The organism is Dongia sp. agr-C8 (genome assembly GCF_054658695.1).
In genome coordinates this window covers 751,709-772,865 of record NZ_BAAGHZ010000001.1, presented here as the reverse complement: position 1 = coordinate 772,865, position 21,157 = coordinate 751,709, and the positions used below count along the sequence as shown (strand labels likewise).

Below are 21,157 nucleotides of genomic sequence, written 5' to 3'. Positions count from 1 at the left end.
GCGGCTTTTTCACGATACCAGAGAGGCCCCGAAGCGCCGGTTAACGACCGCCGATTTGCCCGAACCACCTGCATTGTGCCGCCGCTTGACCGGCCGCCTGCCGCGCCGCAAGGTGCGCCCATGCCCCATGACCTTCGCGCGCCCATCCCCGCCCCCTTCGTCTCCGACCAGTTGCGCGTCATCCCCGAATGGATCGACGGCAACGGGCATATGAACGTCGCCTACTACTTAAAGGCGTTCGACGAGGGGTTCGACGCCGCCTATGCGGCGATCCAGTTCGGCTTCGACATGATCGAGCGCCGCGGCGTCTCGACCATGGCGGCTGAGATGCACATCACCTATCAGGGCGAGCTGTTCGAGGGCGACCCGATCCGGATCGAGACCCAGCTGGTCGATTTCAACCGCAAGCGCTTCCACTGGTTTCAACAGATGCGCCACGGCGAGACCCTGAAGCTCGCCGCGACCTGCGAATGGATGATCCTGTTCATCGACATGAACAAGCGCAAGGTCGCCGAGATGCCGGACGACATCTTCGCGCTGATCAGCCGGGTGAAGGAAGCACACGCGTCTTTGCCGCGGCCGCCCGAGGTGGGGCGCAGCATTTCGCTGGAGAACAAGCGGCGGGGATGAGCTGTCCTTGGAATCGCAGCGAAGTGACACTCACCGCTTTTTAATCGCCGGAGTCGTCAGCTCCTTTCTGGCGGCAATTCTTCTGACAATTGTCTCGCCTGCGGTCAGCGACGGCTATACGTCGCTCGGGCTCGTCCTGCTCTTAGGATGGCCATTCTTCGTCCTCGCCGCGCTTGCCGGAGGAGTTACTATTGCGGTGATCAGAGCATGCGGCCATGAGCATTGGATCACATCGGGAATCGTGGGCGCGATTATCGGATGTCTTGATCTGGTGTTGCTGAAATTGACTTTGCCTAGACCGGACATACCGGGACTTACCGCGCTAGAGCCGTTCGCTATGTGCACAGGCATAGGCACCATCTGTGGAATTGTCTTCCACGTGATTGCACTTCGCCTGCGGCCTACTGCGCCTTGATCACCTGGCCGTTGCCGTCGAAGGCGGCGGTAGCGAGCGGGAGGAATTTCTCGGCGATCGCTTCCGGCGTCGGCAGCGTCTGCGGGTCCTCGCCGGGATAGGCGGCGGCGCGCATGCCGGTGCGGGTGCGGCCGGGGTCGAGGAGGTTGGCGCGGATCTTGGTCGACTTGATCTCCTCGGCGTAGATCTTCACCAGCATCTCCAGCGCCGCCTTGGAGATCGAATAGGTGCCCCAGAACGGGCGGGCCTGGTGTCCGACGCTGGACGAGACGAAGATCGCCCGCCCCGCTTCCGACTGGCGCAGCAGCGGATCGAGGCTGCGGATGAGGCGCCAATTTGCCGTGAGATTGAGGTCCAGGACGCGCTGGAATTCCGCCGGCTCGATATGGCCCAAGGGCGCCAGCGTGCCGAGGTCGCCGGCATTGCCGACCAGCACGTCCAAACGGCCATAGCGCTCGTAGAGCGCTGCACCCAGGCGGTCGATCGCTTCGAACTCGCGCAGATCCAGCGGCACCAGCAGGCTGGTCTTGCCGTTGATGGCGCGGATCTCGTCGTCCAGCTCCTCGAGCCCCCCGGTGGTGCGGGCGACCAGGATGAGTTCGGCGCCCTCGCGCGCGAAGAGCTTGGCTACGGCCTTGCCGATGCCGCGCGAGGCTCCGGTCACGAGCGCGATGCGGCCCGCGAGTAGACCCGACGAAGCCTGCATCAGGAGGCGCGTTCCGCGAGCAGGGAGAGTTGGTGGGTACCGTCGCCGCCGGTCTGGTCGGTCAATTCGGTCGGATAGTCGCCGGTGAAGCAGGCGTCGCAATATTGCGGCTCGAGCTTGTCGCGATTCTTGTGGCCCATGGCACGATAGAGGCCGTCGATCGAGATGAAGGCGAGCGAATCGCAGCCGATGAACTCGGCCATCTCCTTCAGGTCCATGCGCGAGGCGAGCAGCTGTTTCCGCTCCGGCGTGTCGATGCCGTAGAAGCAGGAATGGGTGGTCGGCGGGCTGGAGATCCGCATGTGCACTTCGCTGGCGCCAGCCGCGCGCATCATCTCGACGATCTTCTTCGAGGTGGTGCCGCGGACGATCGAGTCATCGACCAGCACCACGCGCTTGCCCGAGACCTTGGCGCGGTTGGCGTTGTGCTTCAGCCGGACGCCCAGATGCCGGATGTGGTCGGTCGGCTCGATGAAGGTGCGGCCGACATAGTGGTTGCGGATGATTCCGTATTCGAACGGAATGCCGGAGCCTTCCGCAAAGCCGAGCGCCGCGGGCACACCGGAATCCGGCACCGGCACGACCACGTCGGCCTTGACCGGGGATTCCACCGCGAGCTCGCGGCCGATCGCCTTGCGCGCGTCGTAGATGCTGGTGCCTTCCATGACGCTGTCGGGCCGGGCGAAGTAGATGTATTCGAAGACGCAGAACTTCTTCGGCGCCGGCGTGAACGGCTTCGAGCTGTGGACGCCGTTGCGGTCCAGCACGATCACCTCGCCCGCCTCGACGTCGCGAATGAATTCCGCGCCGACGATGTCGAGGGCGCAGGTCTCGGAAGCGAGGATATGGCCGGTGCCGAGCTTGCCGAGCACCAGCGGCCGCACGCCCAGGGGATCGCGGACGCCGATCACCATGTCGTTCGCCAGCGCCACCAGCGAATAGGCACCTTCCACCTGGTGCAGCGCGTTGATCAGGCGATCCACCGCATTGCCGCGCAGATGGGTCGCCATCAGGTGCTGGATCACCTCGGTGTCGGTGGTCGATTGGAACAGCGAGCCGCGCTTCACCAGCTCGCGGCGGACCGCGTAGGCATTGGTGAGGTTGCCGTTATGCCCGACCGCGAAGCCGCCGAAGGCGAGATCGGCGAACAGCGGCTGCACGTTCCTGAGGATGGTGTCGCCGGTGGTGGAATAGCGGACGTGGCCGATCGCCGCATGGCCACGCAGCTGCGCGACCACGGACTCTTTGTTGAAGCTGTCGGCGACATGGCCCATCTCGCGATGGGCGTGGAAACGCTGGCCGTCGAAGGTGACGATGCCGGCGGCTTCCTGGCCGCGATGCTGAAGGGCGTGAAGGCCGAGGACGGCGTGCGCGGAGGCCTCTTCGAGCCCGTAAATGCCTACAATGCCGCACTCTTCCTTGAGATGGTCGTCGTCGAAGGGGTGCGTCGTGAGCATTTTCCGGGTCGGCGTCCCTATGCTGCTCTCACTCGAACTCGAGACTGCGACGGCGCCGCTGGAAAGGCGCCGCTACTGGGAACTCTCGATCAGCCGATCGAGGTCGTTCCGTTGCGCGTCCTTATACCCGGCTGTGCCGGCTTGTCCATCGGGATTCGCCCCCGGAACTGCATTGGAGCCCTGCGTCTGCCCAGAGGCTCCGCCAGTGCCTCCCGCGGGGGGCGGAGTTGTGCTGTTTTGGCCGGGCTGCGGGGCGGCAGGCTGGGCGGGCGCCGCCGGCTGGGTTCCAGGCTGTGGGACCATATTACTGGGATCGCCGAGGGTCTTCACCCCCTGGTCGATCACCGCCTGGCCCTTCTCGATCACATAGGCGGGAACCATGTTCCGGAGCAGGTCGGCGCCCTTCTGGACCATGGGCAGGGTCTTGGCCTCGGCCACCGATTGCGGCCGGTCGCGCTCATCGGGGATGGCCCAAACCATCAGCATATAGGCGCCGCAAACGATGACCGCGCCGATCACCAGGCCGAGCAGCAGGCCCAGCGAGCGGTCGATGGCGCCGACCGCGCTGCCCCGCACCGCCCGCGAGATGATCTGATTCAAGACCGCGCAGACGATCAGCGCCACGATGAAGATCGCGACCGCGGTCACGACGTTGGCGATCAGCGGCTCGGCTATGTAGCGCTCGGCGATCGGCTTGGCGAAGGGGAAGAAGTAAACCGTCGCGACCACGGCGCCGACCCAGGAGAGGATCCACAGCACCACGTTTACGAAACCATTGGAGAAGGCGATCAGGGCCGAGAGGCCGATCACGACCAGGACGATGACGTCGATGAAATTCACGCTGCGAGCATCCTTGGCCTAAACCGTGGGGCCTAACTTCTGACCACATCCGGCCGCTTCGGCACCGAATTGGAACGCGACTCATTATAGAGCCAGTCGATCATGTCTTGTAGGTGGCCAAGTTCCAAGACCTCGAGACCCTCGATCTTCGGCGCGGCGCGCCCCGCTTTGACTGCTTGAGGTGCCAAAGCCCGCCGGAAGCCGAGCTTGGCCGCTTCCCGCAGCCGCGACTCGGATTGGGTGACCCGGCGGACTTCGCCGGAGAGGCCGACTTCGCCGAAAATCGCGATGTCGTCGGGCACCGGCCGGTCGGTCAGCGCCGAAATCAGCGCCAGGGCGCAGGCCAGGTCGGCGGCCGGCTCGGCGATTCGCAACCCGCCAGCTATGTTCAGATAAACCTCGTTGCCGCCGAAGCCGAGGCCGCAGCGCGCCTCCAGAACGGCCAGCACCATGGCGAGGCGATTGCCGTCCCAGCCGACCACGGCGCGGCGCGGCGTGGCTTGAGGGGACGGAGAGACCAGGGCCTGGACCTCGACCAGCACCGGCCGCGTGCCTTCGATGCCGGCGAAGACCGCGGCGCCCGAGATGTTGCCGCGGCGCTCGGCGAGGAACAGGGCCGACGGGTTCGCCACCTCGACCAGGCCGCCATCGGTCATCTCGAAGACGCCGATCTCGTTGGCCGGGCCGAAGCGGTTCTTGACCGAGCGCAGGATGCGGAACTGGTGGCCGCGCTCGCCCTCGAAATAGAGCACGGTATCGACCATATGCTCGAGCACGCGGGGCCCGGCGATCTGGCCGTCCTTGGTGACATGACCGACCAGGATCAGCACGAAGCCGCGGCGCTTGGCGACCCGGATCAGCTCGGCGGCGCAGCTGCGCACCTGGGCGACGGTGCCGGGTGCGGAATCGAGCGTGTCGAGATACATGGTCTGGATGGAATCGATCACCACGACTTCCGGAGGCTCGCCGGTCTCCAGGGTCGCGATGATGTCGCGGATGTTGGTGGCGGCGGCGAGGCGCGTTGCACCTTCGCCGAGGGCCAGGCGCTGGCCGCGGAGCTGCACCTGCTCCACCGCTTCCTCGCCGGAGATGTAGACCGAGACCATCGGCGGCTTCAGCCGTCCCAGCGCGACCACGACCTGCAGCAGCAGCGTGGACTTGCCGATGCCGGGATCGCCGCCGATCAGGATCGCCGAGCCGCGCACCAGCCCGCCGCCGGTGACGCGGTCGAACTCCGGCATGCCGGTCGAACGGCGCATGGTCTCCGGCACCGGGCCGCCGAGATCCACGAGTTCGATGCCCTTGCCCTTCTTGCCGCTGAGGCCCTTGGGCGCGCTCTCGCGCGGCGCCTCCTCGACGATCGAGTTCCAGGCGCCGCAAGCGTCGCAGCGCCCGCTCCAACGGGCGGTGGAAGCACCGCAATTCTGACAGACATAGCGCGCGGCGGATTTCGCCATCGGCTAGAGCGTGCGCTTACGGGAGAGAATTATTGCGGGGCACCCCCACCCGACCTCCCCCGAAGCCGGGGGCGTGGCGCACCGAGCATGCTGCTCCCTTCCCCATCTTTGGGGGAGGGTTGGGGTGGGGGTGCCCCAAACGCGCTGCATCAGAAGGACCGCACCGGCATGCGGATAGGGCCTTCGGCCTTGCCCTTCACGAACTGCTCGACATAGGGGTTGCCGGAATTGTCGACATCCTTGGCCTCGCCGGACCAGACGATCTTGCCCTGGTAGATCATCGCGGCATAGTCGCCGATCTCCCTGAGGCTGTGCATGTCGTGGGTGATCGAGAGCGCGGTGGCCCCCACCATGTCGACGCAGGTGACGATCAACTCGTTGATCACCTGGGCCATGATGGGGTCGAGGCCGGTGGTCGGCTCGTCGAAGAAGATGATCTCCGGCTCGGCGGCGATGGCGCGCGCCAGGCCGACGCGCTTCTGCATGCCGCCGGAAAGCTCCGCCGGGAACAGCTCGCCGACTTCCGGCTGGAGGCCGACGGCGGAGAGCTTCCTGAGGGCGATTTCCTTCGCCTCCTTGCGGTTCATGTGCCGGCCGGAGATCAGCCCGAAGGCGACGTTCTCCCAGACCGGCAGGCTGTCGAACAGGGCCGCGCCCTGGAACAGCATGCCGAACTTCTTCATGACCCGCTCGCGATCGACCGCGGACATGCCGACCACTTCCTCGCCGTCGATCTCGATCGACCCGGCATCGGGCTTCAGGAGCCCGAGGATGCACTTGATCATCACCGACTTGCCGGTGCCGGAGCCGCCGATCACCACCAGGGACTTGCCGCGCGGCACGTCGAGGTCGACGCCGTCGAGGACGACGTTCGAGCCGAATGCCTTCCGCAAGCCCCGCACCTTGATTTTGAGATCCGATGTCACCGTTGGGCTCACTTGGAGAAGAACAGTTCGGTGAGGATGTAGTCGAGAATCAGGATCAGGATCATCGAGGTGGCGACCGCGTTGGTGGTCGCCTTGCCGACGCCCTGGGCGCCGCCCTTCGAGTTGAAGCCGTGGTAGCAGCCCATCAGCGTGATGGTGAAGCCGAACACCGCCGCCTTCACCAGACCGGAGAAGACGTCGATGAACTCGGTCGCCTCCGAGATGTTCTTCAGGAAGTTTCCCGAGTTGAAGTTGAGCTTGTGCACGGCGACCAAATAGCCGCCGAACACGCCGATGATATCGCCGATACCCACCAGCAGCGGCAGCATGGTGACGCCGGCCCAGATCCGCGGGGCGATCAGATACTTGAAGGGGTTGGTGCTCAAGGTCGAGAGCGCGTCGATCTGCTCGGTGACGCGCATGGTGCCGATCTCGGCCGCCATCGAGGCGCCGATCCGGCCGGCGACGATCAAGGCCGCCAGCACCGGGCCAAGCTCGCGGGTCAAGGACAGGACCACGATCTGCGGCATCAGGCCTTCGGCGTTGACGTTGAAGCCGGTATAGGTCTGCAGCACCAGGACCATGCCGGTGAAGACCGCGGTCATGCCAACATAGGGCAGCGAGTAGTAGCCGATCTCGATCATCTGCCGGACCAGCAGGCGCGGATAGAAGGGCGGCGTCAGGCAATGCCGGACCGCCACCAGCGCGAACAAGGTCAGCCGCCCCATGGCGGAGAGGCCGTTCAGGAAAGTGCGGCCGATCGGTTGCAGGACGGCGGTCACGCTGCGGTCCCCGCGCCGTGAATTCCCGGGCTGTGAATTCCTGGCGCGTGATAGCGGCGCAGATAGCGATTGCCGAGCGCGGTCAGGATCTCATAGCCGATCGTGCCCGCATCGCGCGCCAAGTCGTCGACGCTCTGGTGCGGACCGATGATCTCGACGGCATCGCCCACTTTGCAGGCGGAAGAAGGCAGATGGCCGATATCCGCGGTCATCAGATCCATAGAAATACGGCCCACGATGGACGCCCGCTCCCCTGCGACGAAAACGGCGCCGCGATTGCCCAGCGATCGGAAGATTCCGTCGGCATAGCCGACCCCGATGACCGCGAGGCGTGACCTGCCCCTGAATTGATGCGTGGCACCATATCCAACGGTCATACCCAAGTCAACGTCCCGTATTTGCAGGATTTTTCCCTCCAGAGCGACCACGGGACGCATCGGGTTGGGATGCCCGATCATGGGCTCCAGGCCATAAAGCGCCGCCCCCGGCCGCGCCAGGTCGAAGAGGTAGTCGGTGCCGAGGAAGCAGCCGGCGGAGGCCGCCATGCCAAGGGTCGGCCGCGTGCCTTGTGGCCAGGGGAAGCGCTCGACCACCGCCTTGTAGGCTGTCAGCTGCTTCAGGTTCATCGGGTGCTTTTCGTCATCCGAGCAGGCGAGATGGCTCATCGCATGGACGACGGGAATGCCCTGCAGCAAGCCGGGATCGCCGGCGAGGCGCAGCATGTCGGCTTCGGACAGGCCGAGCCGCGACATGCCGCTGTCGATCATCAGCGCCGCCGGGTGCGGCCGGTTCGCGCGACAGAAAAGCCCCCATTCCGCGATCTGCGCCAAGGTACCGAGAACCGGGATCAGGTTCTCGGCCGCAATCGTCTCGGCGGCGCCCGCCGGCAGGCCATTGAGGACGTAGATCTTGGAAGTCGGCAGGATTGGGCGGAGCGCCAAGGCTTCGTCCACGGTCGCCACGAAGAAATGCTCGCAGCCGGCACGGTGCAGCACCGGCGCCACCATCGCGGCGCCAAGCCCATATGCGTCGGCTTTCACCGCCGCGCCGCAGGTGGCGGGCGCCACCTGCCGGGCCAGGATCCGGTAGTTCTCGGCGATGGCGGCGAGGTCGATGGTGAGGACCGCCGTCGAGGCATCGGGCATCGGCGTCGCGTTATTCGTATTGCTGGGGCAGCGATCCGTCTTCGGCGAGATCGCTGAAGCGCGTCAGCATGCCTTCGAAGTAGAGCTGCCGCGTGCCGATCGGGCCGTGGCGCTGCTTGGCGACGATGACGTCGGCCTTGTTGTGGACTTCCTCGCCGCGCTTCATCCAGCGGTCGCGGCGCTCGTTGAACTTGCTGTCGTCCTCATCCGGGCGCTGATTGGGCTCGGCACGCTCGTGGTAATACTGCTCGCGGTAGACGAACATGACGACGTCGGCGTCCTGCTCAATCGAGCCGGATTCACGCAGGTCGGAGAGCTGCGGCCGCTTGTCGTCGCGCTGCTCGACCGCGCGGCTGAGCTGGGAGAGCGCCAGGACCGGCACGTCGAGTTCCTTGGCGATGGCCTTGAGGCCGCGGGTGATCTCCGAAATTTCCTGCACCCGGTTCTCCGAACCACGCGAGCCGGAGCCGCGCATCAGCTGGAGGTAATCGAGCACGATCAGGTCGAGCCCATGCTGGCGCTTCAGACGGCGCGCCCGGGTGCGCAGCATCGGGATGGTCAAGGCCGGGGTGTCGTCGATGAAGAACGGCACCTCGTTCATCGCATGGGCGGCTTCGACGATCTTCTGGAAGTCCTCGGTCCGGACCTCGCCGCGGCGGATCTTGTCCGAGGAGATGCCGGACTTCTCCGCCATGATACGGGTGGCCAATTGCTCCGACGACATTTCCATCGAGAAGAACACCACCCGGTGGCGCTCGCCGGTCGAGGGGTCGCGCGCGGCTTCCGCGGCGTTGAAGCCGATATTGGTGGCGAGCGCGGTTTTACCCATGGATGGTCGGCCGGCCAGGATGATCAGGTCCGACTTCTGCAAGCCGCCCAGCATGCGATCGAGGTCGCGCAAGCCGGTGGTGACACCGGTGATATGGCCGTCGCGCTTGAAGGCGGCTTCCGCCATGTCCAACGCGCTTTTCAGGATGACGTTGAAGCCCTGCGGGCCCTTCTCGGTCTGGCCGGATTCCGCGAGGTTGAACAGCTTCAGCTCGGTCGCTTCGATCTGCTGGACCGCGGTGTCCTCGAGGCCGAAGACATAGGCGTCGTTGACCACGGTCTCGCCGAGATCGACCAGCTGGCGCCGCAGATAGAGATCGTGAATCACATGGCCGTAGTCGTCGGCGTTGATCACCGTCACGACCGACTGTGCGAGATCGACGAGATACTGCGCGCCGCCGATCTCGGCGAGCGCGCCATCCTGGTCGAACAGATTCTTCAGGGTGACGGGATTGGCGATCTGGCCGCGCTGCACCAGCTTGCCGATCGCCTCGTAGATGCGGCCGTGCAGCGAGTCCGCGAAATGCTCCGGCCGCAGGAACTCGTTGACGCGGTCATAGACCAGGTTGTTGGCGAGGATCGCACCGAGCAATGCTTTCTCGGCGTCGTAATTGACGGGCGGTGTGCGCTGCGGCACGACGTTGTCGCCGCGCGGCAGTCTCGTGACGTTGTTCGATCCAGTTTCCATTTGCGCGACCATACATCAGAGCGTCATAGACCGGCGGACGATCTGCTTGTGGATAGCGTGTATATCCGGGATCGATTCTAGGACTGTTATCGAGTCGCGCTCTAGGCAAAAGATTCCGATTCACTCGATCGTCATTGCGATCGTCTCGCTGTTTCAACCAACTCGCTCGTCATCGAGTTGCTCTCGTCGCGCACTTACCCAACGGATTCAAACTCGTGGATGCCAAGGCCAAGCCTTGGCATGACGGCGTAGTGTGTGGCGAGCGCGCCCAACTCTCTCAGCAAAAAAAGCTTCGGCCGCTCCCCTTGCGAGGAGCGGCCGAGCTTTTCGCACGCCGTGCAGCGAGATTTACTGCTGCGCGGCCTCTTCGGTGCCGGCGGAGGCCAACTCGGCCTCGGCCAGCAGCTTGTCGAGGTCGGCCTGCGCCTGGTCTTCGGCCTGCGCGGCAACGAAGCCGCCGGCCTTCTCCTGCGCCGCCGCTTCGTCTTCCGACTTGGCGACGTTGGCGGTGACCTTCACGATCACTTCCGGGTGCAGCGCGACGCGCACGTCGTGCAGGCCCAGGGTCTTGATCGGCTTGTCGAGCTTCACCTGGGCGCGGTCGATGGTGAAGCCGGCCTTGGTCACGCCTTCCGCGATGTCGCGGGTCGAGACCGAGCCGAACAGGATGCCGGTCTCGGAAGCCTGGCGGATGATCACGACTTTGAGGCCATCGACCTTGTCGCTGATCTTCTCGGCTTCCTGCCGGCGCTTCAGGTTGTTCGCTTCGATCTGCGCGCGCTGCGCCTCGAAACGCTTCTTGTTCTCGTCGGTCGCGCGCAGGGCCTTCTTGGTCGGCAGCAGGAAGTTGCGGGCGAAGCCCGGCTTCACCTTCACCACATCGCCGATCTGGCCCAAACGCTCGATCCGCTCCAGAAGAATGACGTCCATGTTCCCGTCCTCCTTACTTAATCACGTAAGGCAGCAGACCGAGGAAGCGGGCGCGCTTGATGGCCTGGGCCAGAATGCGTTGCTTCTTCGCCGAAACCGCGGTGATGCGGCTCGGTACGATCTTGCCGCGCTCGGAAATGAAGCGGCTCAACAGACGGACGTCCTTGTAGTCGATCTTCGGCGCGTTATCGCTCGAGAACGGGCAGGACTTGCGGCGACGGAAGAAGGGACGACGGCCACCGCCGCCACCACCACGACCGCCCTCGCGGCCACCGTCACGGCCTTCGCGGCCTTCGCGTTCACCAGACATTATTCAGATGCTCCTTCGCTGGAAGCTGCCGCTTCGGGGCGCGGGCCGCGCGACGAGCGGAAGCGGTCATCACGATCACCACCCCGATCGCCACGGGGGCCGCGGTCATCGCGCGGGCCACGGTCACGGTCGCCACGGGGGCCGCGGTCACCGCGATCGTCGCGGTCACGGCCGCCCTTGCTCTGCATCATCGCCGACGGGCCCTCTTCGAGCTCCTCGACCTTGACGGTGAGCTGGCGGAGCACGTCCTCGTGGAGGCGCATGTTGCGCTCCATCTCGATGACGGCAGCGGCCGGCGCATCGATGTTCAAGAGCGTGTAGTGGCCCTTGCGGTTCTTGCGGACGCGGTAGGAGAGGCTCTTCAGGCCCCAGTATTCCTTCTTGGTGACATTGCCGCCCTGGGCGGTGATGATCCCGGAGAAGAGCTCGGTCAGGGCTTCCACCTGGGCGGTGGTCACGTCCTGACGCGCAATGAAGACGTTCTCATAGAACGGCATAAGCGAAAGACTCCCTATGGCTTTTCGCGGTCCGGAGCTGCCTTCCAAGAAGACGAGCCGACCGGACCTAGCCAATCCCACGGGCCGGCGTGACATGGGTCGCGGCGGCTGGCTTCGCGCGGATCCGCGGGAAACCGTGAACTGGCAGGGTTAAGGCGGCGGACTATACAGCCCGAACCCCTGAAATCAAGGCGATTTCGGGGTCTTGCGACCAGGCGTCGCCACGGCTAGACAGCGGACTTATATAGGAGCGCGTGAAACACGCGAGTCCAGCCGTCCTTAACCGAAATATATTCGTCTTTCAGGGGGTTAAATGATCCGCGCTTTCGTTTTCCCGGGTCAGGGATCGCAGGCCGTCGGCATGGGCCGCGCGCTCGCCGAGGCCTTTCCGGCCGCCAAACACGTCTTCGAGGAAGTCGATGACGCGCTCAAACAGAAGCTCTCCAGGCTGATGTTCGAGGGTCCGGAGGGGGATCTGACCCTGACCGAGAACGCCCAGCCGGCCCTGATGGCGGTCAGCCAGGCGGTCTTGAGGGTACTGGAAACCGAGGGCAAATGGGCCCTCGCCGCCAAGGCGCGCTTCGTCGCCGGGCACAGCCTCGGGGAATATTCGGCGCTGGCCGCCGCGGGCGCGCTCTCGCTGCCGGACGCAGCCAGACTGCTGAAGCTGCGCGGCCAGGCGATGCAGAAGGCGGTGCCGGTCGGCGTCGGCGCGATGGCCGCCCTGCTCGGCCTCGATCTGCCGGCGGCACAGGAGATCGCCGCAGCGGCCGCCAAGGAAACCGGTAAGGTCTGCTCCGCAGCCAACGACAACGCGCCGGGCCAGGTCGTGGTCTCCGGCCACAAGGAAGCGGTCGAGCGCGCGATCGCGCTGGCCGCCGAGAAAGGTGCCAAGCGCAGCGTGCTGCTGCCGGTCTCCGCCCCCTTTCACTGCGCACTGATGCAGCCGGCCGCCGACGCCATGGCCGAGGCGCTGGAGAAGGCGACGCTCAAAGTTCCGGCGGTGCCGGTGATCGCCAACGTGACCGCGCAGCCGGTCAGCGATCCGGACCAGATCCGCAAGCTCCTGGTCGAGCAGGTGACCGCGACCGTGCGCTGGCGCGAGGGCGTCGAGACCATGAAGAAGGAAGGCGTCACCCGCCTCTTCGAATTGGGCGCCGGCAAGGTGCTGGCCGGCCTCACCAAGCGCATCGACCGCGAGATCGAAGCGAGCTCGGTCGGCGCGCCGGAGGATATCGAAGCGGCGCTGAAGGCGCTCAGCTAGAGAAGAAGGAAAGCAGGATGTTCGATCTTACCGGCAAGACCGCGCTTGTCACCGGCGCTTCGGGCGGCATCGGCGGGGCCATCGCCAAGGCGCTGCACGCGCAGGGCGCCACGGTCGCGCTCTCCGGCACCCGGCGCGAGGCGCTGGAGAAAGTGGCGGCGGAACTGGGCGAGCGCACGCATGTTCTTCCCTGTGACCTCGGCGATCCTACGGCCACCGAGGCCCTGGTCAAGGATGCCGAGGCGGCCATGGGCAAGCTCGACATCCTGGTCAACAATGCCGGCCTCACCCGCGACAACATCTCGATGCGGATGAAGGACGAGGAATGGCAGAAGGTGCTGGACGTGAACCTCACCGCCGGCTTCCGCCTCGCCCGCGCCGCAATGCGCGGCATGATGAAGCGCCGCTTCGGCCGCATCATCGGCATCACCTCGATCGTCGGCGTCACCGGCAATCCCGGCCAGGCGAACTACGCCGCGGCCAAGGCCGGCATGATCGGCATGTCGAAGGCGCTGGCCCAGGAGCTCGCCTCGCGCTCGATCACGGTGAACACCGTGGCGCCGGGTTTCATCGAGACCGCGATGACCGATGCGCTGACCGAGGAGCAGAAGGCGCAGATCCTGCCCAAGGTGCCGATGGGCAAGCTCGGTTCCGGCGGCGACATCGCCGCCGCGGTGGTCTATCTGGCCAGCGACGAGGCCGGCTACGTGACCGGTCAAACCCTGCATGTGAACGGCGGCATGGCCATGATTTGACGAGGCTTTTTGCGAATCGCCCCGGGCGCTGGCAAAAGCGGAACAACTATGTTAATTCACCGCTCGACATGCGCCGGCCCACTGGGATTTCGGGGGGTTTGCGGGCCAATTTCGTGGCCGTAAGACCGGCCAGCGTGACATGATTTTCCGCCGGCAAAGAGCGAAGGGCGGCGCAGCAGAGAGGGACTTGCAAATGAGCGACATCGCGGAACGGGTCAAGAAGATCGTCATCGAGCATCTCGGCGTCGAGGAGTCGAAGGTCACCGAAGGCGCCAGCTTCATCGACGATCTGGGCGCGGACAGCCTTGATACCGTCGAGCTGGTCATGGCCTTCGAAGAAGAGTTCGGCTGCGAGATCCCCGACGACGCCGCTGAGAAGATCCTCACGGTGAAGGATGCCATCGACTTCATCAAGTCGAAGTCCGCGTGAGTTGATCGGCTCGCATCTCCTTACATCGTCGAGCTGAAGGCAGGTCATCATGCGTCGAGTGGTGGTCACAGGAATCGGTATCGTTTCGCCCCTGGGCGTCGGTGTCGAGCATGTGTGGAAGCGGCTGATCAAGGGCGATTCCGGAATCAGCTCGATCCAATCCTTCGACGTCTCCGACCTGCCGGCGAAGATCGCTGGCCAGGTGCCGCGCGGCGACATCTCCTCGGGCAACTTCAATCCCGACGAATACGTCACGCCCAAAGACCAGAAGAAGATGGACGACTTCATCGTCATGGCGATGGCCGCCGCCGATGAAGCCGTGAAGGATGCCGGCTGGCAGCCGAAGACCGACGCCGAGCGCAACTCGACCGGCGTCATGATCGGCTCCGGCATCGGCGGGCTCAACGTGATCTACGAAACCTCGCAGATCCTGAAGGAAAAGGGTCCGCGCCGCGTCAGCCCGTTCTTCATCCCGGCGGCTCTGATCAACCTCGCGTCGGGCCATGTCTCGATCAAGCACGGCTTCCGCGGCCCGAACCACTCGGTGGTGACGGCCTGCGCCACCGGCAGCCATGCGATCGGCGACGCCGCGCGCATGATCATGCTGGAGGACGCCGACGTGATGGTAGCGGGCGGCGCCGAATCCACCATCAACCGCCTCGGCATCGCCGGATTCGCCGCATCGCGCGCGCTCTCGACCAGCTTCAACGACAACCCGGTGGCGGCCTCGCGGCCCTGGGACAAGGACCGCGACGGCTTCGTCATGGGCGAAGGCGCCGGCATCCTGGTGCTGGAAGAGTATGAGCACGCCAAGGCCCGCGGCGCCAAGATCTATGCCGAGGTCGTCGGCTACGGCATGTCCGGCGACGCGCACCACATCACCGCGCCGGCCGAGGACGGCAACGGCGGCTTCCGCGCCATGCAGGCGGCGTTGAAGCGCGCCAAGCTCAACCCGGCGGACATCGACTATATCAACGCGCACGGCACCTCGACGCCCTTGGGCGACGAGATTGAGCTGGGTGCGGTGAAGCGCCTGTTCGGCGACCATGCCTACCAGCTCACGATGTCCTCGACCAAGTCGGCGATCGGGCATCTGCTGGGCGCGGCGGGCGCGGTCGAGGCGATCTTCTCGATCCTGGCGCTGCGCGACCAAGTGGCGCCGCCGACCTTGAACCTCGACAACCCCTCCGAGGGCTGCGACATCGACCTTGCCCCCAAGCAGGCGAAGCCGCGCAAGATCCGCAACGTGCTGTCGAACTCCTTCGGTTTCGGCGGCACCAATGCGAGCCTGGTCTTCTCCGCACCGAACTGAGGCGGTGGGCTGGTGAGCGAGCCCACTGAACCCAAGAAGCCGCACAGCCGACTCTTCAAATGGGTTGAGGGCGTCTTCTTCGTCCTGATCGTCTTCGGCTTCGTGGTCGGCGGCCTCGCCGCCTGGTACTGGCACGAGTTCAACGCCGCCGGGCCGTTGCGCGACGAGAAGATCGTCGTCATCCCGAAGGGCGCCGGCCTGAACGGCATCGCCAAGGTGCTGGCCGATGCCGGTGTCATCGACAACCCGCTGGTGTTCAAGCTCGGGGCGCGCTTCTCCGCCGAGGGCCTGCCGCTCCACGCCGGCGAGTTCAAGTTCCCCGCTTCGGTGAGCCCACGCGGCGCCATGCGCGTGCTGATCGAAGGCAAGGTGGTGCTGCACCGGGTGACCATCGCCGAGGGGCTCACGGTCAGCGAGATCTACGACGTCCTGGCAGCGCAACCCGACCTTGACGGCCCGCTGCCGCCGAAGTCGCCCGAGGGCTCGCTGCTGCCGGAGACCTATTTCTTCGTGTTGGGCGATACCCGCGCGCAGATCATCGAGCGCATGCGCTCGGAGATGCAGGTGCAGCTGGCCGCCCTCTGGGAGAAACGCGACAAGGACATCCCGCTGACCTCGCCCGACGAGGCGGTGACCCTCGCCTCGCTGGTCGAGAAGGAGACCTCGCAGGCCGATGAGCGTGCCCGCGTCGCCGCGGTCTTCTACAACCGGATCAAGAAGGGCATGGCGCTGCAGTCGGACCCGACCGTCATCTATGCGTTGACCGACGGCAAGGGAAAGCTGGACCGGCTGCTGACCACCGCGGACCTGAAGCTCGACAGTCCCTACAACACCTATGTCATCACCGGCCTGCCCAAGGGACCGATCGCCAATCCCGGCCTGGCGGCGCTGAAGGGCGTGCTCAGGCCGCAGAAGACCAAGGAGCTCTATTTCGTCGCCGACGGCACCGGCGGCCATGCCTTCGCCGAGACCCTGGACCAGCACAACAAGAACGTGGCCAAATGGCGCAAGTTTCTGAAGAGCCAGGCCGAAGGGGCCGCCGGGGGCGGGGCTTCGGGGGACAGCGACGGGGAGAACTGAGATGCGGTTGCTGGTGGTAGCCGTCTTGATCTGTGCAGCAGCCGGCATCCCGGCGCTGGCACAGGACGAGGGTCGTCCGATCACGGGTACCTACTTCCTGTCACCGCCGGCCGAATCCGAGGATCCCAACGCGCCGGCGGACTACGTCTCCTTCTACCTCGACGGCGACGTCGCAAAGTCGATGTGGGATGCGATCACGGTCGCGGCCGCGCCTGAGGAATGCAGCGGCCGGATGGCGAAGCGGCTGGAGAAGCTGGTCTGCTACGGACCGCCGGCCCCGGGATCGCCCGACATCGTGCTGGAGTCGCCCTATGACTGCTATGTGGGCATCAACCTGAAGTCCAGCGAGACGGAATTCCGGCAGGAGTGCTGATCGCAATGAAGGGGAAGATCGAGATGCGGTTCTGGATGATGGTCGGCCTGCTCTGCGCGGCAAGCGCGCCGGCGCTGGCGCAGGAAGACGTGCAGCTCGACATCAAGCCGCTCACCGGCGACTTCTACATGGGCCCGGCGATGGATTCCGACGATCCGAATGCGCCGAAGGACCACGTCTACATGACGCTGACCGGCGACGTCGCCAAGTCGATGTGGGACGCAATCCCCGGCGAGCCCAAGCCGGACGAATGCGTCGGCCGCATGGTGAAGTGGTCGAAGAGCCTCGCCTGCTATGCCGGACCAAGCCCGGAATCCGGCGGTTCGCTGGCGCCCGACGACTCGCCCTATGAATGCTACATGGGCGTCGATCTCAAGGCGGGCGCGCTCTATCTCGGCAACGACTGCTGAGCCGGAGGCATCAGGCCTTCTTCTCGAAGCCGTATTCCCGCTCGACCTTGGCGATGCGCACGCGATAGGCTGAATACCAGTCGGCGCGGCCGCGGCGCTGCGCTTCGGCATGCTCGACGTTGCGTTTCCAGGCGGCGATATCCTCGAGGCTGCGGAAGTATCCGACCGTGAGCCCGAGCCCCTCGCGCGCGGATTCCATGCCGAGAAAGCCCGGCTGCTGCCGCGCCAGCGCATCCATCCGCTCGGCCATCGCGCCGTACCCGTCGTCGCCCTCGGTGCGCAATGAGCTGAAGATCACCGCGTAATAGGGCGGCTGCGGTGTTTCTGCGATTTCCCCCGACATGTCCCGACTCTCCCGTACCGTGATGGAGTGAGACTAGGCGAGCGGCAGCCGCGGGAGATTTGCGATCGCCGCCGGACAGCCATGCGTCCGGATGGCGGTTCGGTGGAGTGCCCCAAGGTCCAATGTCTAATCGCCGGCGTTCCGGACAAGATCGGTCTGCATGGAAATGCTCGCTGAAATCGCAGACGTGAGCATCGCGCTGGTCGCCCTGCTGATCCTGGCGGGCCAGTTCGCCGCCCATGAACTCGGGTATCGCTTCGGCGGTCGGGTCAAGGCGCAGCGCGGCGGCGAAGCCGAGCATGTGAGCGTGGTCGTCGCCGGCATGCTGGCGCTCCTGGCCTTCGTCCTGGCGCTGACGCTTTCCTACGCCACAAGCCGGTTCAACGAGCGGCGCCTCGGCTCTCTCGAGGAGGCGAATGCCATCGGCACGGCCTGGCTGCGTGCAAAGGCCATCGACGCGCCTGCCGCCGCGGAGGTCGCGCGGCTGCTCGAGAAGTATCTCGACGTGCGCGAGGGCTTCGTGCGCGCCGGTCTCGACAAGGCCGAGCGCGCCAAGGCGAACGACGAGACATCCCGGTTGCAGCAGACGATCTGGAGTCATGTCACCACCCTGGTCCGGGAACGCCCGGACCCGATCTCGGCGTCGCTGATGGCTGCCGTCAACGAGACTTTTGACGCTAGCACCGCCGAGCGTTTCGTGCTCGGCATCAGGCTGCCTTGGCAGATCTTTTGGCTGATGATCGCCCTCATGCTGCTCAGCATGGCGTCGCTCGGCTATCAATTCGGGCTCAAGGGAAAGCCGGTACGCCTGCCGATCCTGATGCTGACGGCGATCTGGACGATCGTCATCGTGAATATCCTGGATATGGCTTCCGCCCGCGTCGGAAGCTTCCGGACCGACACACGTGTCTATGAATGGACCCGCCAAGGCTTCCAAGCGCCGCCCGCCCCGTAGCGCCGGGGCTCGATGACAGCGGCGTGACATTTCGAGTCGAGAGCACCGACTGCGCAGGCGATTGACATCGGTCAAGGCCGGTGCGAAGGCGCGGCTTCTATGTTCCTCCCGACTGATGAACATTGGAGGATAAGATGGCGAAGACGATGCAGGCCGCGGTGGTTCGCGCGTTCGGCAAGCCGCTGACGATCGAGGAAGTCGCGATCCCGACACCGGGGCCGGGCGAGGTGCTGGTGAAGATCATGTCGACCGGCGTATGCCATACCGATCTCCATGCCGCCGACGGCGACTGGCCGGTGAAGCCGACGCCGCCCTTCATCCCCGGTCATGAAGGCGCCGGCATCGTCGCCGCGCTCGGGGCCGGCGTCACCGGCTTGAAGGAAGGCGATCCGGTCGGCATCGCTTGGCTGCACGACGCCTGCGGCGGCTGCGAGCATTGCATGACCGGCTGGGAGACCTTGTGCGAATCCCAGCATTGCAGCGGCTACAGCGTGAACGGCAGCTTCGCCGAGTATGCGATCGGCAACGCCGCCTATGTCGGCCGCCTGCCCGACCGGGTCAATTTCGGCGAAATGGCGCCGATCCTCTGCGCCGGAGTCACGACCTACAAGGGCATCAAGGAGACCGTGGCCAAGCCCGGCGAATGGCTGGCGATCTCCGGCATCGGCGGCTTGGGGCATGTCGCGATCCAATACGCCAAGGCCATGGGCCTGCATGTCGCGGCGATCGACGTCGCCGAGGACAAGCTGAAGCTCGCCCGCGAGATGGGCGCCGAGGTCACCGTCAACGCCCGCGACAAGGATGCCGCCCAGCAGGTGGTGAAGCAGACCGGCGGCGGCGCGCACGGCATCCTGGTCACCGCAGTCTCGCCCGCCGCCTTCTCGCAGTCGCTGCAGATGGTGCGGCGCAAGGGCACGATCAGCCTGGTCGGCCTGCCGCCGGGAGATTTCGCGACGCCGATCTTCGACGTGGTGCTGAAGCGGATCACCATCCGCGGCTCGATCGTCGGCACCCGCAAGGACCTCGCCGAGGCGATCCAGTTCGCCGCTGAAGGCAAGGTGAACGCGCATATCCACCGGAAGTCACTCAGCGACATCAACGAGGTGTTCGCCGGGCTGAAGGCAGGCACGGTGGACGGGCGGGTCGTGCTGGACTTCGCGCAATAGCGCGCGGGCCTTCAGGCGCGGACGAGTCGCGCGGCTACTCCGTGCGTTTGGCGAGATGCCGCGCCAGATCGCGGCGCACCTCTTCCGGTGCGACCGCGGCGATGGCGTCGTTGAGCGCGCGCAGGCGGCGGCGCTGTTCGTAGAGCTGGTCGAGCAGCGAGAGCACGACCGGCAGCGCCTCCTCGTTAATCTTGAGGTCGTGGTGCAGCTCCTGGATCAGCCGCACCCGGGCCACGTCGATTTCGTGGAACACGTAGTCGCCGCCGCTTCCCGCCTCTTCCGGCCGCACCCATTCATTGGCGATCCAGTGTTCCAGGTCCTCGCGCGTCAGGCCTGTGACCTGCGCGATCAGGACGTCGATGGTGATCGTCATTGGCTGGTCGCTCATGATCCGGCCTCCATCGCGCGCCGCGGTTCGAGTGGCGGCTCCGGCTTCCAGTTGCGCAGGAACTCTTCGAGGGCCGCGTCGGGCTTGCCCACCACCACCCGCAAGGTGGCGTAGAGATCGCCGGCCGCGACCTTGCCGTGCGCGGCCACGCCGCGCCCGCGCAGCCGAAGCTTGGTGCCGCTGTCGGCATGCTTGGGGATCTGCATCCGCACCTTGCCGCGCGGCGTCGGGATTTCGACCGGACCGCCGAGGACCGCCTCGGCCAGGCTCACCGGCAGGTCCAGGCTGATGTCCCGGCCGTCGCGGGTGAAGAAGCGGTGCGGCTTCACGTGGATGTCGATCAAGGCGTCGCCGTTCGGGCCGCCGTTGCGGCCGCGGCCGCCCTGGCCGCGCAGGCGCAGCGTCTGGCCCTCGACGGTGCCCGGCGGAATCTTCACATCCAGCACCCGCCCGTCGGGCAGGGTCAGCCGTGGCGTCGCCCCGTTGACCGCGTCGAGGAACTCGACCGCCAGCGCATAATGCTCGTTGTGACCGCGGCGCGGCCGCGGCGTGCCTTCCTCGTCGAAGGCCGAGCCGAACAGATCGCTGAGATCCTCCGCATGCCAGGCATAACGATGGCCGTGATCGGCCTCGGCATAGTTACGATAGAAGGGACCGCGCGGGCCGGCCTGGGCGGCGCGTTCATGACCCTCCGCATCGATCTCGCCGCGATCGAATTTTCCGCGCGTGACCGGATCGGCGAGCAGCGCATACGCGGCGGCGACCGCCTTGAACCGCTCCTCCGCCTTGGCATTGCCGGGGTTGAGATCGGGATGGAGCTGTTTCGCCAGCTTGCGATAGGCCTTGCGGATCTCTTCCGCACCGGCATCGCGCGCCACGCCGAGGGTCTGGTAGGGATCGTCCAAACGCGTCACTCCATCGTTGTAATCGGCCATGCCAAAGCCGATCGCGCCGTCAGATTTGCATTATGCGCCCGGAATATTTCCCCGGAATGAGTACCGTCATGCCAAGGCTTGGCCTTGGCAGCCACGAGTTTAGATCGGCGGGCAGCGTCGCTGAAGCGAGAAACT

At 65.6% G+C, this 21,157-nt stretch carries 24 protein-coding genes; 10 read left to right on the top strand and 14 right to left on the bottom strand.

Annotation, left to right across the window (positions count from 1 at the left end):
• The first annotated feature begins 120 nt into the window (after positions 1–120).
• Positions 121–630 carry an acyl-CoA thioesterase gene (locus ACYQ4T_RS03480; RefSeq protein WP_459850885.1) on the top strand — a complete coding sequence of 170 codons (510 nt, stop codon included), beginning with the start codon at positions 121–123 and terminating at the stop codon, positions 628–630.
• A gap of 401 nt (positions 631–1,031) precedes the next feature.
• Here ACYQ4T_RS03480 and ACYQ4T_RS03475 read toward each other — a convergent pair whose 3' ends face one another.
• The 11 genes from ACYQ4T_RS03475 to rpsF all read right to left on the bottom strand — a co-directional run bounded on the left by ACYQ4T_RS03475 (position 1,032) and on the right by rpsF (position 11,611).
• Entirely contained in the window at positions 1,032–1,751 is a 720-nt protein-coding gene (locus ACYQ4T_RS03475; RefSeq protein WP_459850884.1) for an SDR family NAD(P)-dependent oxidoreductase, read from the bottom strand.
• A complete protein-coding gene (gene purF, locus ACYQ4T_RS03470) occupies positions 1,751–3,208 on the bottom strand; it encodes an amidophosphoribosyltransferase (protein ID WP_459850883.1) in 1,458 nt (485 codons plus the stop codon). Before purF ends, ACYQ4T_RS03475 begins: the two co-directional genes overlap by 1 nt.
• 72 nt (positions 3,209–3,280) lie before the next feature.
• Positions 3,281–4,048, bottom strand: a complete 768-nt coding sequence (locus tag ACYQ4T_RS03465; RefSeq protein ID WP_459850882.1) for a CvpA family protein — start codon at positions 4,046–4,048, stop codon at positions 3,281–3,283.
• Positions 4,049–4,080: 32 nt separating this feature from the next.
• On the bottom strand, positions 4,081–5,505 hold the full coding sequence (radA, locus tag ACYQ4T_RS03460) for a DNA repair protein RadA (RefSeq protein ID WP_459850881.1): 1,425 nt from the start codon (positions 5,503–5,505) through the stop codon (positions 4,081–4,083).
• A gap of 149 nt (positions 5,506–5,654) precedes the next feature.
• The gene (locus tag ACYQ4T_RS03455) at positions 5,655–6,431 is read right to left on the bottom strand and encodes an ABC transporter ATP-binding protein (protein ID WP_459850880.1); all 777 of its coding nucleotides are present in this window, start codon (positions 6,429–6,431) and stop codon (positions 5,655–5,657) included.
• 8 nt (positions 6,432–6,439) lie between these two features.
• Positions 6,440–7,213, bottom strand: a complete 774-nt coding sequence (locus ACYQ4T_RS03450; RefSeq protein ID WP_459850879.1) for an MlaE family ABC transporter permease — start codon at positions 7,211–7,213, stop codon at positions 6,440–6,442.
• On the bottom strand, positions 7,210–8,358 hold the full coding sequence (gene alr / locus ACYQ4T_RS03445) for an alanine racemase (RefSeq protein ID WP_459850878.1): 1,149 nt from the start codon (positions 8,356–8,358) through the stop codon (positions 7,210–7,212). The genes ACYQ4T_RS03450 and alr overlap by 4 nt, the downstream gene beginning before the upstream one ends.
• A gap of 10 nt (positions 8,359–8,368) precedes the next feature.
• Entirely contained in the window at positions 8,369–9,874 is a 1,506-nt protein-coding gene (locus tag ACYQ4T_RS03440) for a replicative DNA helicase (RefSeq protein WP_459850877.1), read from the bottom strand.
• Between the two features lie 348 nt (positions 9,875–10,222).
• Positions 10,223–10,804: a 50S ribosomal protein L9 gene (gene rplI / locus ACYQ4T_RS03435; RefSeq protein ID WP_459850876.1), complete on the bottom strand. Its 582-nt coding sequence runs from the start codon at positions 10,802–10,804 to the stop codon at positions 10,223–10,225.
• A 13-nt stretch (positions 10,805–10,817) separates the two neighbouring features.
• Positions 10,818–11,114: a 30S ribosomal protein S18 gene (gene rpsR / locus ACYQ4T_RS03430; RefSeq protein ID WP_395023130.1), complete on the bottom strand. Its 297-nt coding sequence runs from the start codon at positions 11,112–11,114 to the stop codon at positions 10,818–10,820.
• Positions 11,114–11,611, bottom strand: a complete 498-nt coding sequence (gene rpsF / locus ACYQ4T_RS03425; RefSeq protein ID WP_459850875.1) for a 30S ribosomal protein S6 — start codon at positions 11,609–11,611, stop codon at positions 11,114–11,116. The genes rpsR and rpsF overlap by 1 nt, the downstream gene beginning before the upstream one ends.
• Before the next feature lie 313 nt (positions 11,612–11,924).
• Here rpsF and fabD point away from each other — a divergent pair, with 313 nt between their 5' ends.
• The 7 genes from fabD to ACYQ4T_RS03390 all read left to right on the top strand — a co-directional run bounded on the left by fabD (position 11,925) and on the right by ACYQ4T_RS03390 (position 17,235).
• Positions 11,925–12,875, top strand: coding sequence for an ACP S-malonyltransferase (gene fabD / locus ACYQ4T_RS03420; protein ID WP_459850874.1), 951 nt, complete (start codon positions 11,925–11,927; stop codon positions 12,873–12,875).
• A gap of 17 nt (positions 12,876–12,892) precedes the next feature.
• On the top strand, positions 12,893–13,630 hold the full coding sequence (gene fabG / locus ACYQ4T_RS03415; protein WP_459850872.1) for a 3-oxoacyl-[acyl-carrier-protein] reductase: 738 nt from the start codon (positions 12,893–12,895) through the stop codon (positions 13,628–13,630).
• 193 nt (positions 13,631–13,823) lie between these two features.
• A complete protein-coding gene (locus ACYQ4T_RS03410; protein WP_028100244.1) occupies positions 13,824–14,060 on the top strand; it encodes an acyl carrier protein in 237 nt (78 codons plus the stop codon).
• A 49-nt stretch (positions 14,061–14,109) separates the two neighbouring features.
• Positions 14,110–15,372 carry a beta-ketoacyl-ACP synthase II gene (gene fabF / locus ACYQ4T_RS03405; RefSeq protein WP_459850870.1) on the top strand — a complete coding sequence of 421 codons (1,263 nt, stop codon included), beginning with the start codon at positions 14,110–14,112 and terminating at the stop codon, positions 15,370–15,372.
• A gap of 12 nt (positions 15,373–15,384) precedes the next feature.
• Positions 15,385–16,452 carry an endolytic transglycosylase MltG gene (mltG, locus tag ACYQ4T_RS03400; protein ID WP_459850868.1) on the top strand — a complete coding sequence of 356 codons (1,068 nt, stop codon included), beginning with the start codon at positions 15,385–15,387 and terminating at the stop codon, positions 16,450–16,452.
• Position 16,453: 1 nt separating this feature from the next.
• Complete coding sequence (locus ACYQ4T_RS03395) at positions 16,454–16,825, top strand: hypothetical protein (RefSeq protein WP_459850866.1); 372 nt, start codon at positions 16,454–16,456, stop codon at positions 16,823–16,825.
• Between the two features lie 5 nt (positions 16,826–16,830).
• Positions 16,831–17,235, top strand: a complete 405-nt coding sequence (locus ACYQ4T_RS03390) for a hypothetical protein (protein ID WP_459850864.1) — start codon at positions 16,831–16,833, stop codon at positions 17,233–17,235.
• 10 nt (positions 17,236–17,245) lie between these two features.
• On the opposite strand, the gene ACYQ4T_RS03385 is transcribed toward ACYQ4T_RS03390, so the two are convergent.
• Positions 17,246–17,578 (bottom strand): antibiotic biosynthesis monooxygenase family protein, encoded by a 333-nt coding sequence (locus tag ACYQ4T_RS03385; protein ID WP_459850862.1) that lies wholly within the window; start codon positions 17,576–17,578, stop codon positions 17,246–17,248.
• A gap of 160 nt (positions 17,579–17,738) precedes the next feature.
• Between ACYQ4T_RS03385 and ACYQ4T_RS03380 the strand changes: the two genes are divergently transcribed.
• The gene (locus ACYQ4T_RS03380) at positions 17,739–18,533 is read left to right on the top strand and encodes a hypothetical protein (protein WP_459850861.1); all 795 of its coding nucleotides are present in this window, start codon (positions 17,739–17,741) and stop codon (positions 18,531–18,533) included.
• A 134-nt stretch (positions 18,534–18,667) separates the two neighbouring features.
• Positions 18,668–19,699: an alcohol dehydrogenase AdhP gene (adhP, locus tag ACYQ4T_RS03375; protein WP_459850859.1), complete on the top strand. Its 1,032-nt coding sequence runs from the start codon at positions 18,668–18,670 to the stop codon at positions 19,697–19,699.
• A gap of 34 nt (positions 19,700–19,733) precedes the next feature.
• Here adhP and ACYQ4T_RS03370 read toward each other — a convergent pair whose 3' ends face one another.
• Positions 19,734–20,087: a chaperone modulator CbpM gene (locus tag ACYQ4T_RS03370; RefSeq protein ID WP_459850857.1), complete on the bottom strand. Its 354-nt coding sequence runs from the start codon at positions 20,085–20,087 to the stop codon at positions 19,734–19,736.
• Positions 20,084–21,022: a DnaJ C-terminal domain-containing protein gene (locus ACYQ4T_RS03365; protein ID WP_459850856.1), complete on the bottom strand. Its 939-nt coding sequence runs from the start codon at positions 21,020–21,022 to the stop codon at positions 20,084–20,086. The genes ACYQ4T_RS03370 and ACYQ4T_RS03365 overlap by 4 nt, the downstream gene beginning before the upstream one ends.
• Positions 21,023–21,157: the final 135 nt, after the last annotated feature.

What these genes read in the sequence shown, in the direction of transcription:
- ACYQ4T_RS03480 (WP_459850885.1), top strand. Translation starts at nt 121, where the DNA reads ATGCCCCATGACCTTCGCGCGCCCATCCCCGCCCCCTTCGTCTCCGAC.
- ACYQ4T_RS03475 (WP_459850884.1), bottom strand. Translation starts at nt 1,751, where the DNA reads ATGCAGGCTTCGTCGGGTCTACTCGCGGGCCGCATCGCGCTCGTGACC.
- purF (WP_459850883.1), bottom strand. Translation starts at nt 3,208, where the DNA reads ATGCTCACGACGCACCCCTTCGACGACGACCATCTCAAGGAAGAGTGC.
- radA (WP_459850881.1), bottom strand. Translation starts at nt 5,505, where the DNA reads ATGGCGAAATCCGCCGCGCGCTATGTCTGTCAGAATTGCGGTGCTTCC.
- alr (WP_459850878.1), bottom strand. Translation starts at nt 8,358, where the DNA reads ATGCCCGATGCCTCGACGGCGGTCCTCACCATCGACCTCGCCGCCATC.
- ACYQ4T_RS03440 (WP_459850877.1), bottom strand. Translation starts at nt 9,874, where the DNA reads ATGGAAACTGGATCGAACAACGTCACGAGACTGCCGCGCGGCGACAAC.
- rplI (WP_459850876.1), bottom strand. Translation starts at nt 10,804, where the DNA reads ATGGACGTCATTCTTCTGGAGCGGATCGAGCGTTTGGGCCAGATCGGC.
- rpsR (WP_395023130.1), bottom strand. Translation starts at nt 11,114, where the DNA reads ATGTCTGGTGAACGCGAAGGCCGCGAAGGCCGTGACGGTGGCCGCGAG.
- rpsF (WP_459850875.1), bottom strand. Translation starts at nt 11,611, where the DNA reads ATGCCGTTCTATGAGAACGTCTTCATTGCGCGTCAGGACGTGACCACC.
- fabD (WP_459850874.1), top strand. Translation starts at nt 11,925, where the DNA reads ATGATCCGCGCTTTCGTTTTCCCGGGTCAGGGATCGCAGGCCGTCGGC.
- fabG (WP_459850872.1), top strand. Translation starts at nt 12,893, where the DNA reads ATGTTCGATCTTACCGGCAAGACCGCGCTTGTCACCGGCGCTTCGGGC.
- ACYQ4T_RS03410 (WP_028100244.1), top strand. Translation starts at nt 13,824, where the DNA reads ATGAGCGACATCGCGGAACGGGTCAAGAAGATCGTCATCGAGCATCTC.
- fabF (WP_459850870.1), top strand. Translation starts at nt 14,110, where the DNA reads ATGCGTCGAGTGGTGGTCACAGGAATCGGTATCGTTTCGCCCCTGGGC.
- ACYQ4T_RS03395 (WP_459850866.1), top strand. Translation starts at nt 16,454, where the DNA reads ATGCGGTTGCTGGTGGTAGCCGTCTTGATCTGTGCAGCAGCCGGCATC.
- ACYQ4T_RS03390 (WP_459850864.1), top strand. Translation starts at nt 16,831, where the DNA reads ATGAAGGGGAAGATCGAGATGCGGTTCTGGATGATGGTCGGCCTGCTC.
- ACYQ4T_RS03385 (WP_459850862.1), bottom strand. Translation starts at nt 17,578, where the DNA reads ATGTCGGGGGAAATCGCAGAAACACCGCAGCCGCCCTATTACGCGGTG.
- ACYQ4T_RS03380 (WP_459850861.1), top strand. Translation starts at nt 17,739, where the DNA reads ATGGAAATGCTCGCTGAAATCGCAGACGTGAGCATCGCGCTGGTCGCC.
- adhP (WP_459850859.1), top strand. Translation starts at nt 18,668, where the DNA reads ATGGCGAAGACGATGCAGGCCGCGGTGGTTCGCGCGTTCGGCAAGCCG.
- ACYQ4T_RS03370 (WP_459850857.1), bottom strand. Translation starts at nt 20,087, where the DNA reads ATGAGCGACCAGCCAATGACGATCACCATCGACGTCCTGATCGCGCAG.
- ACYQ4T_RS03365 (WP_459850856.1), bottom strand. Translation starts at nt 21,022, where the DNA reads ATGGCCGATTACAACGATGGAGTGACGCGTTTGGACGATCCCTACCAG.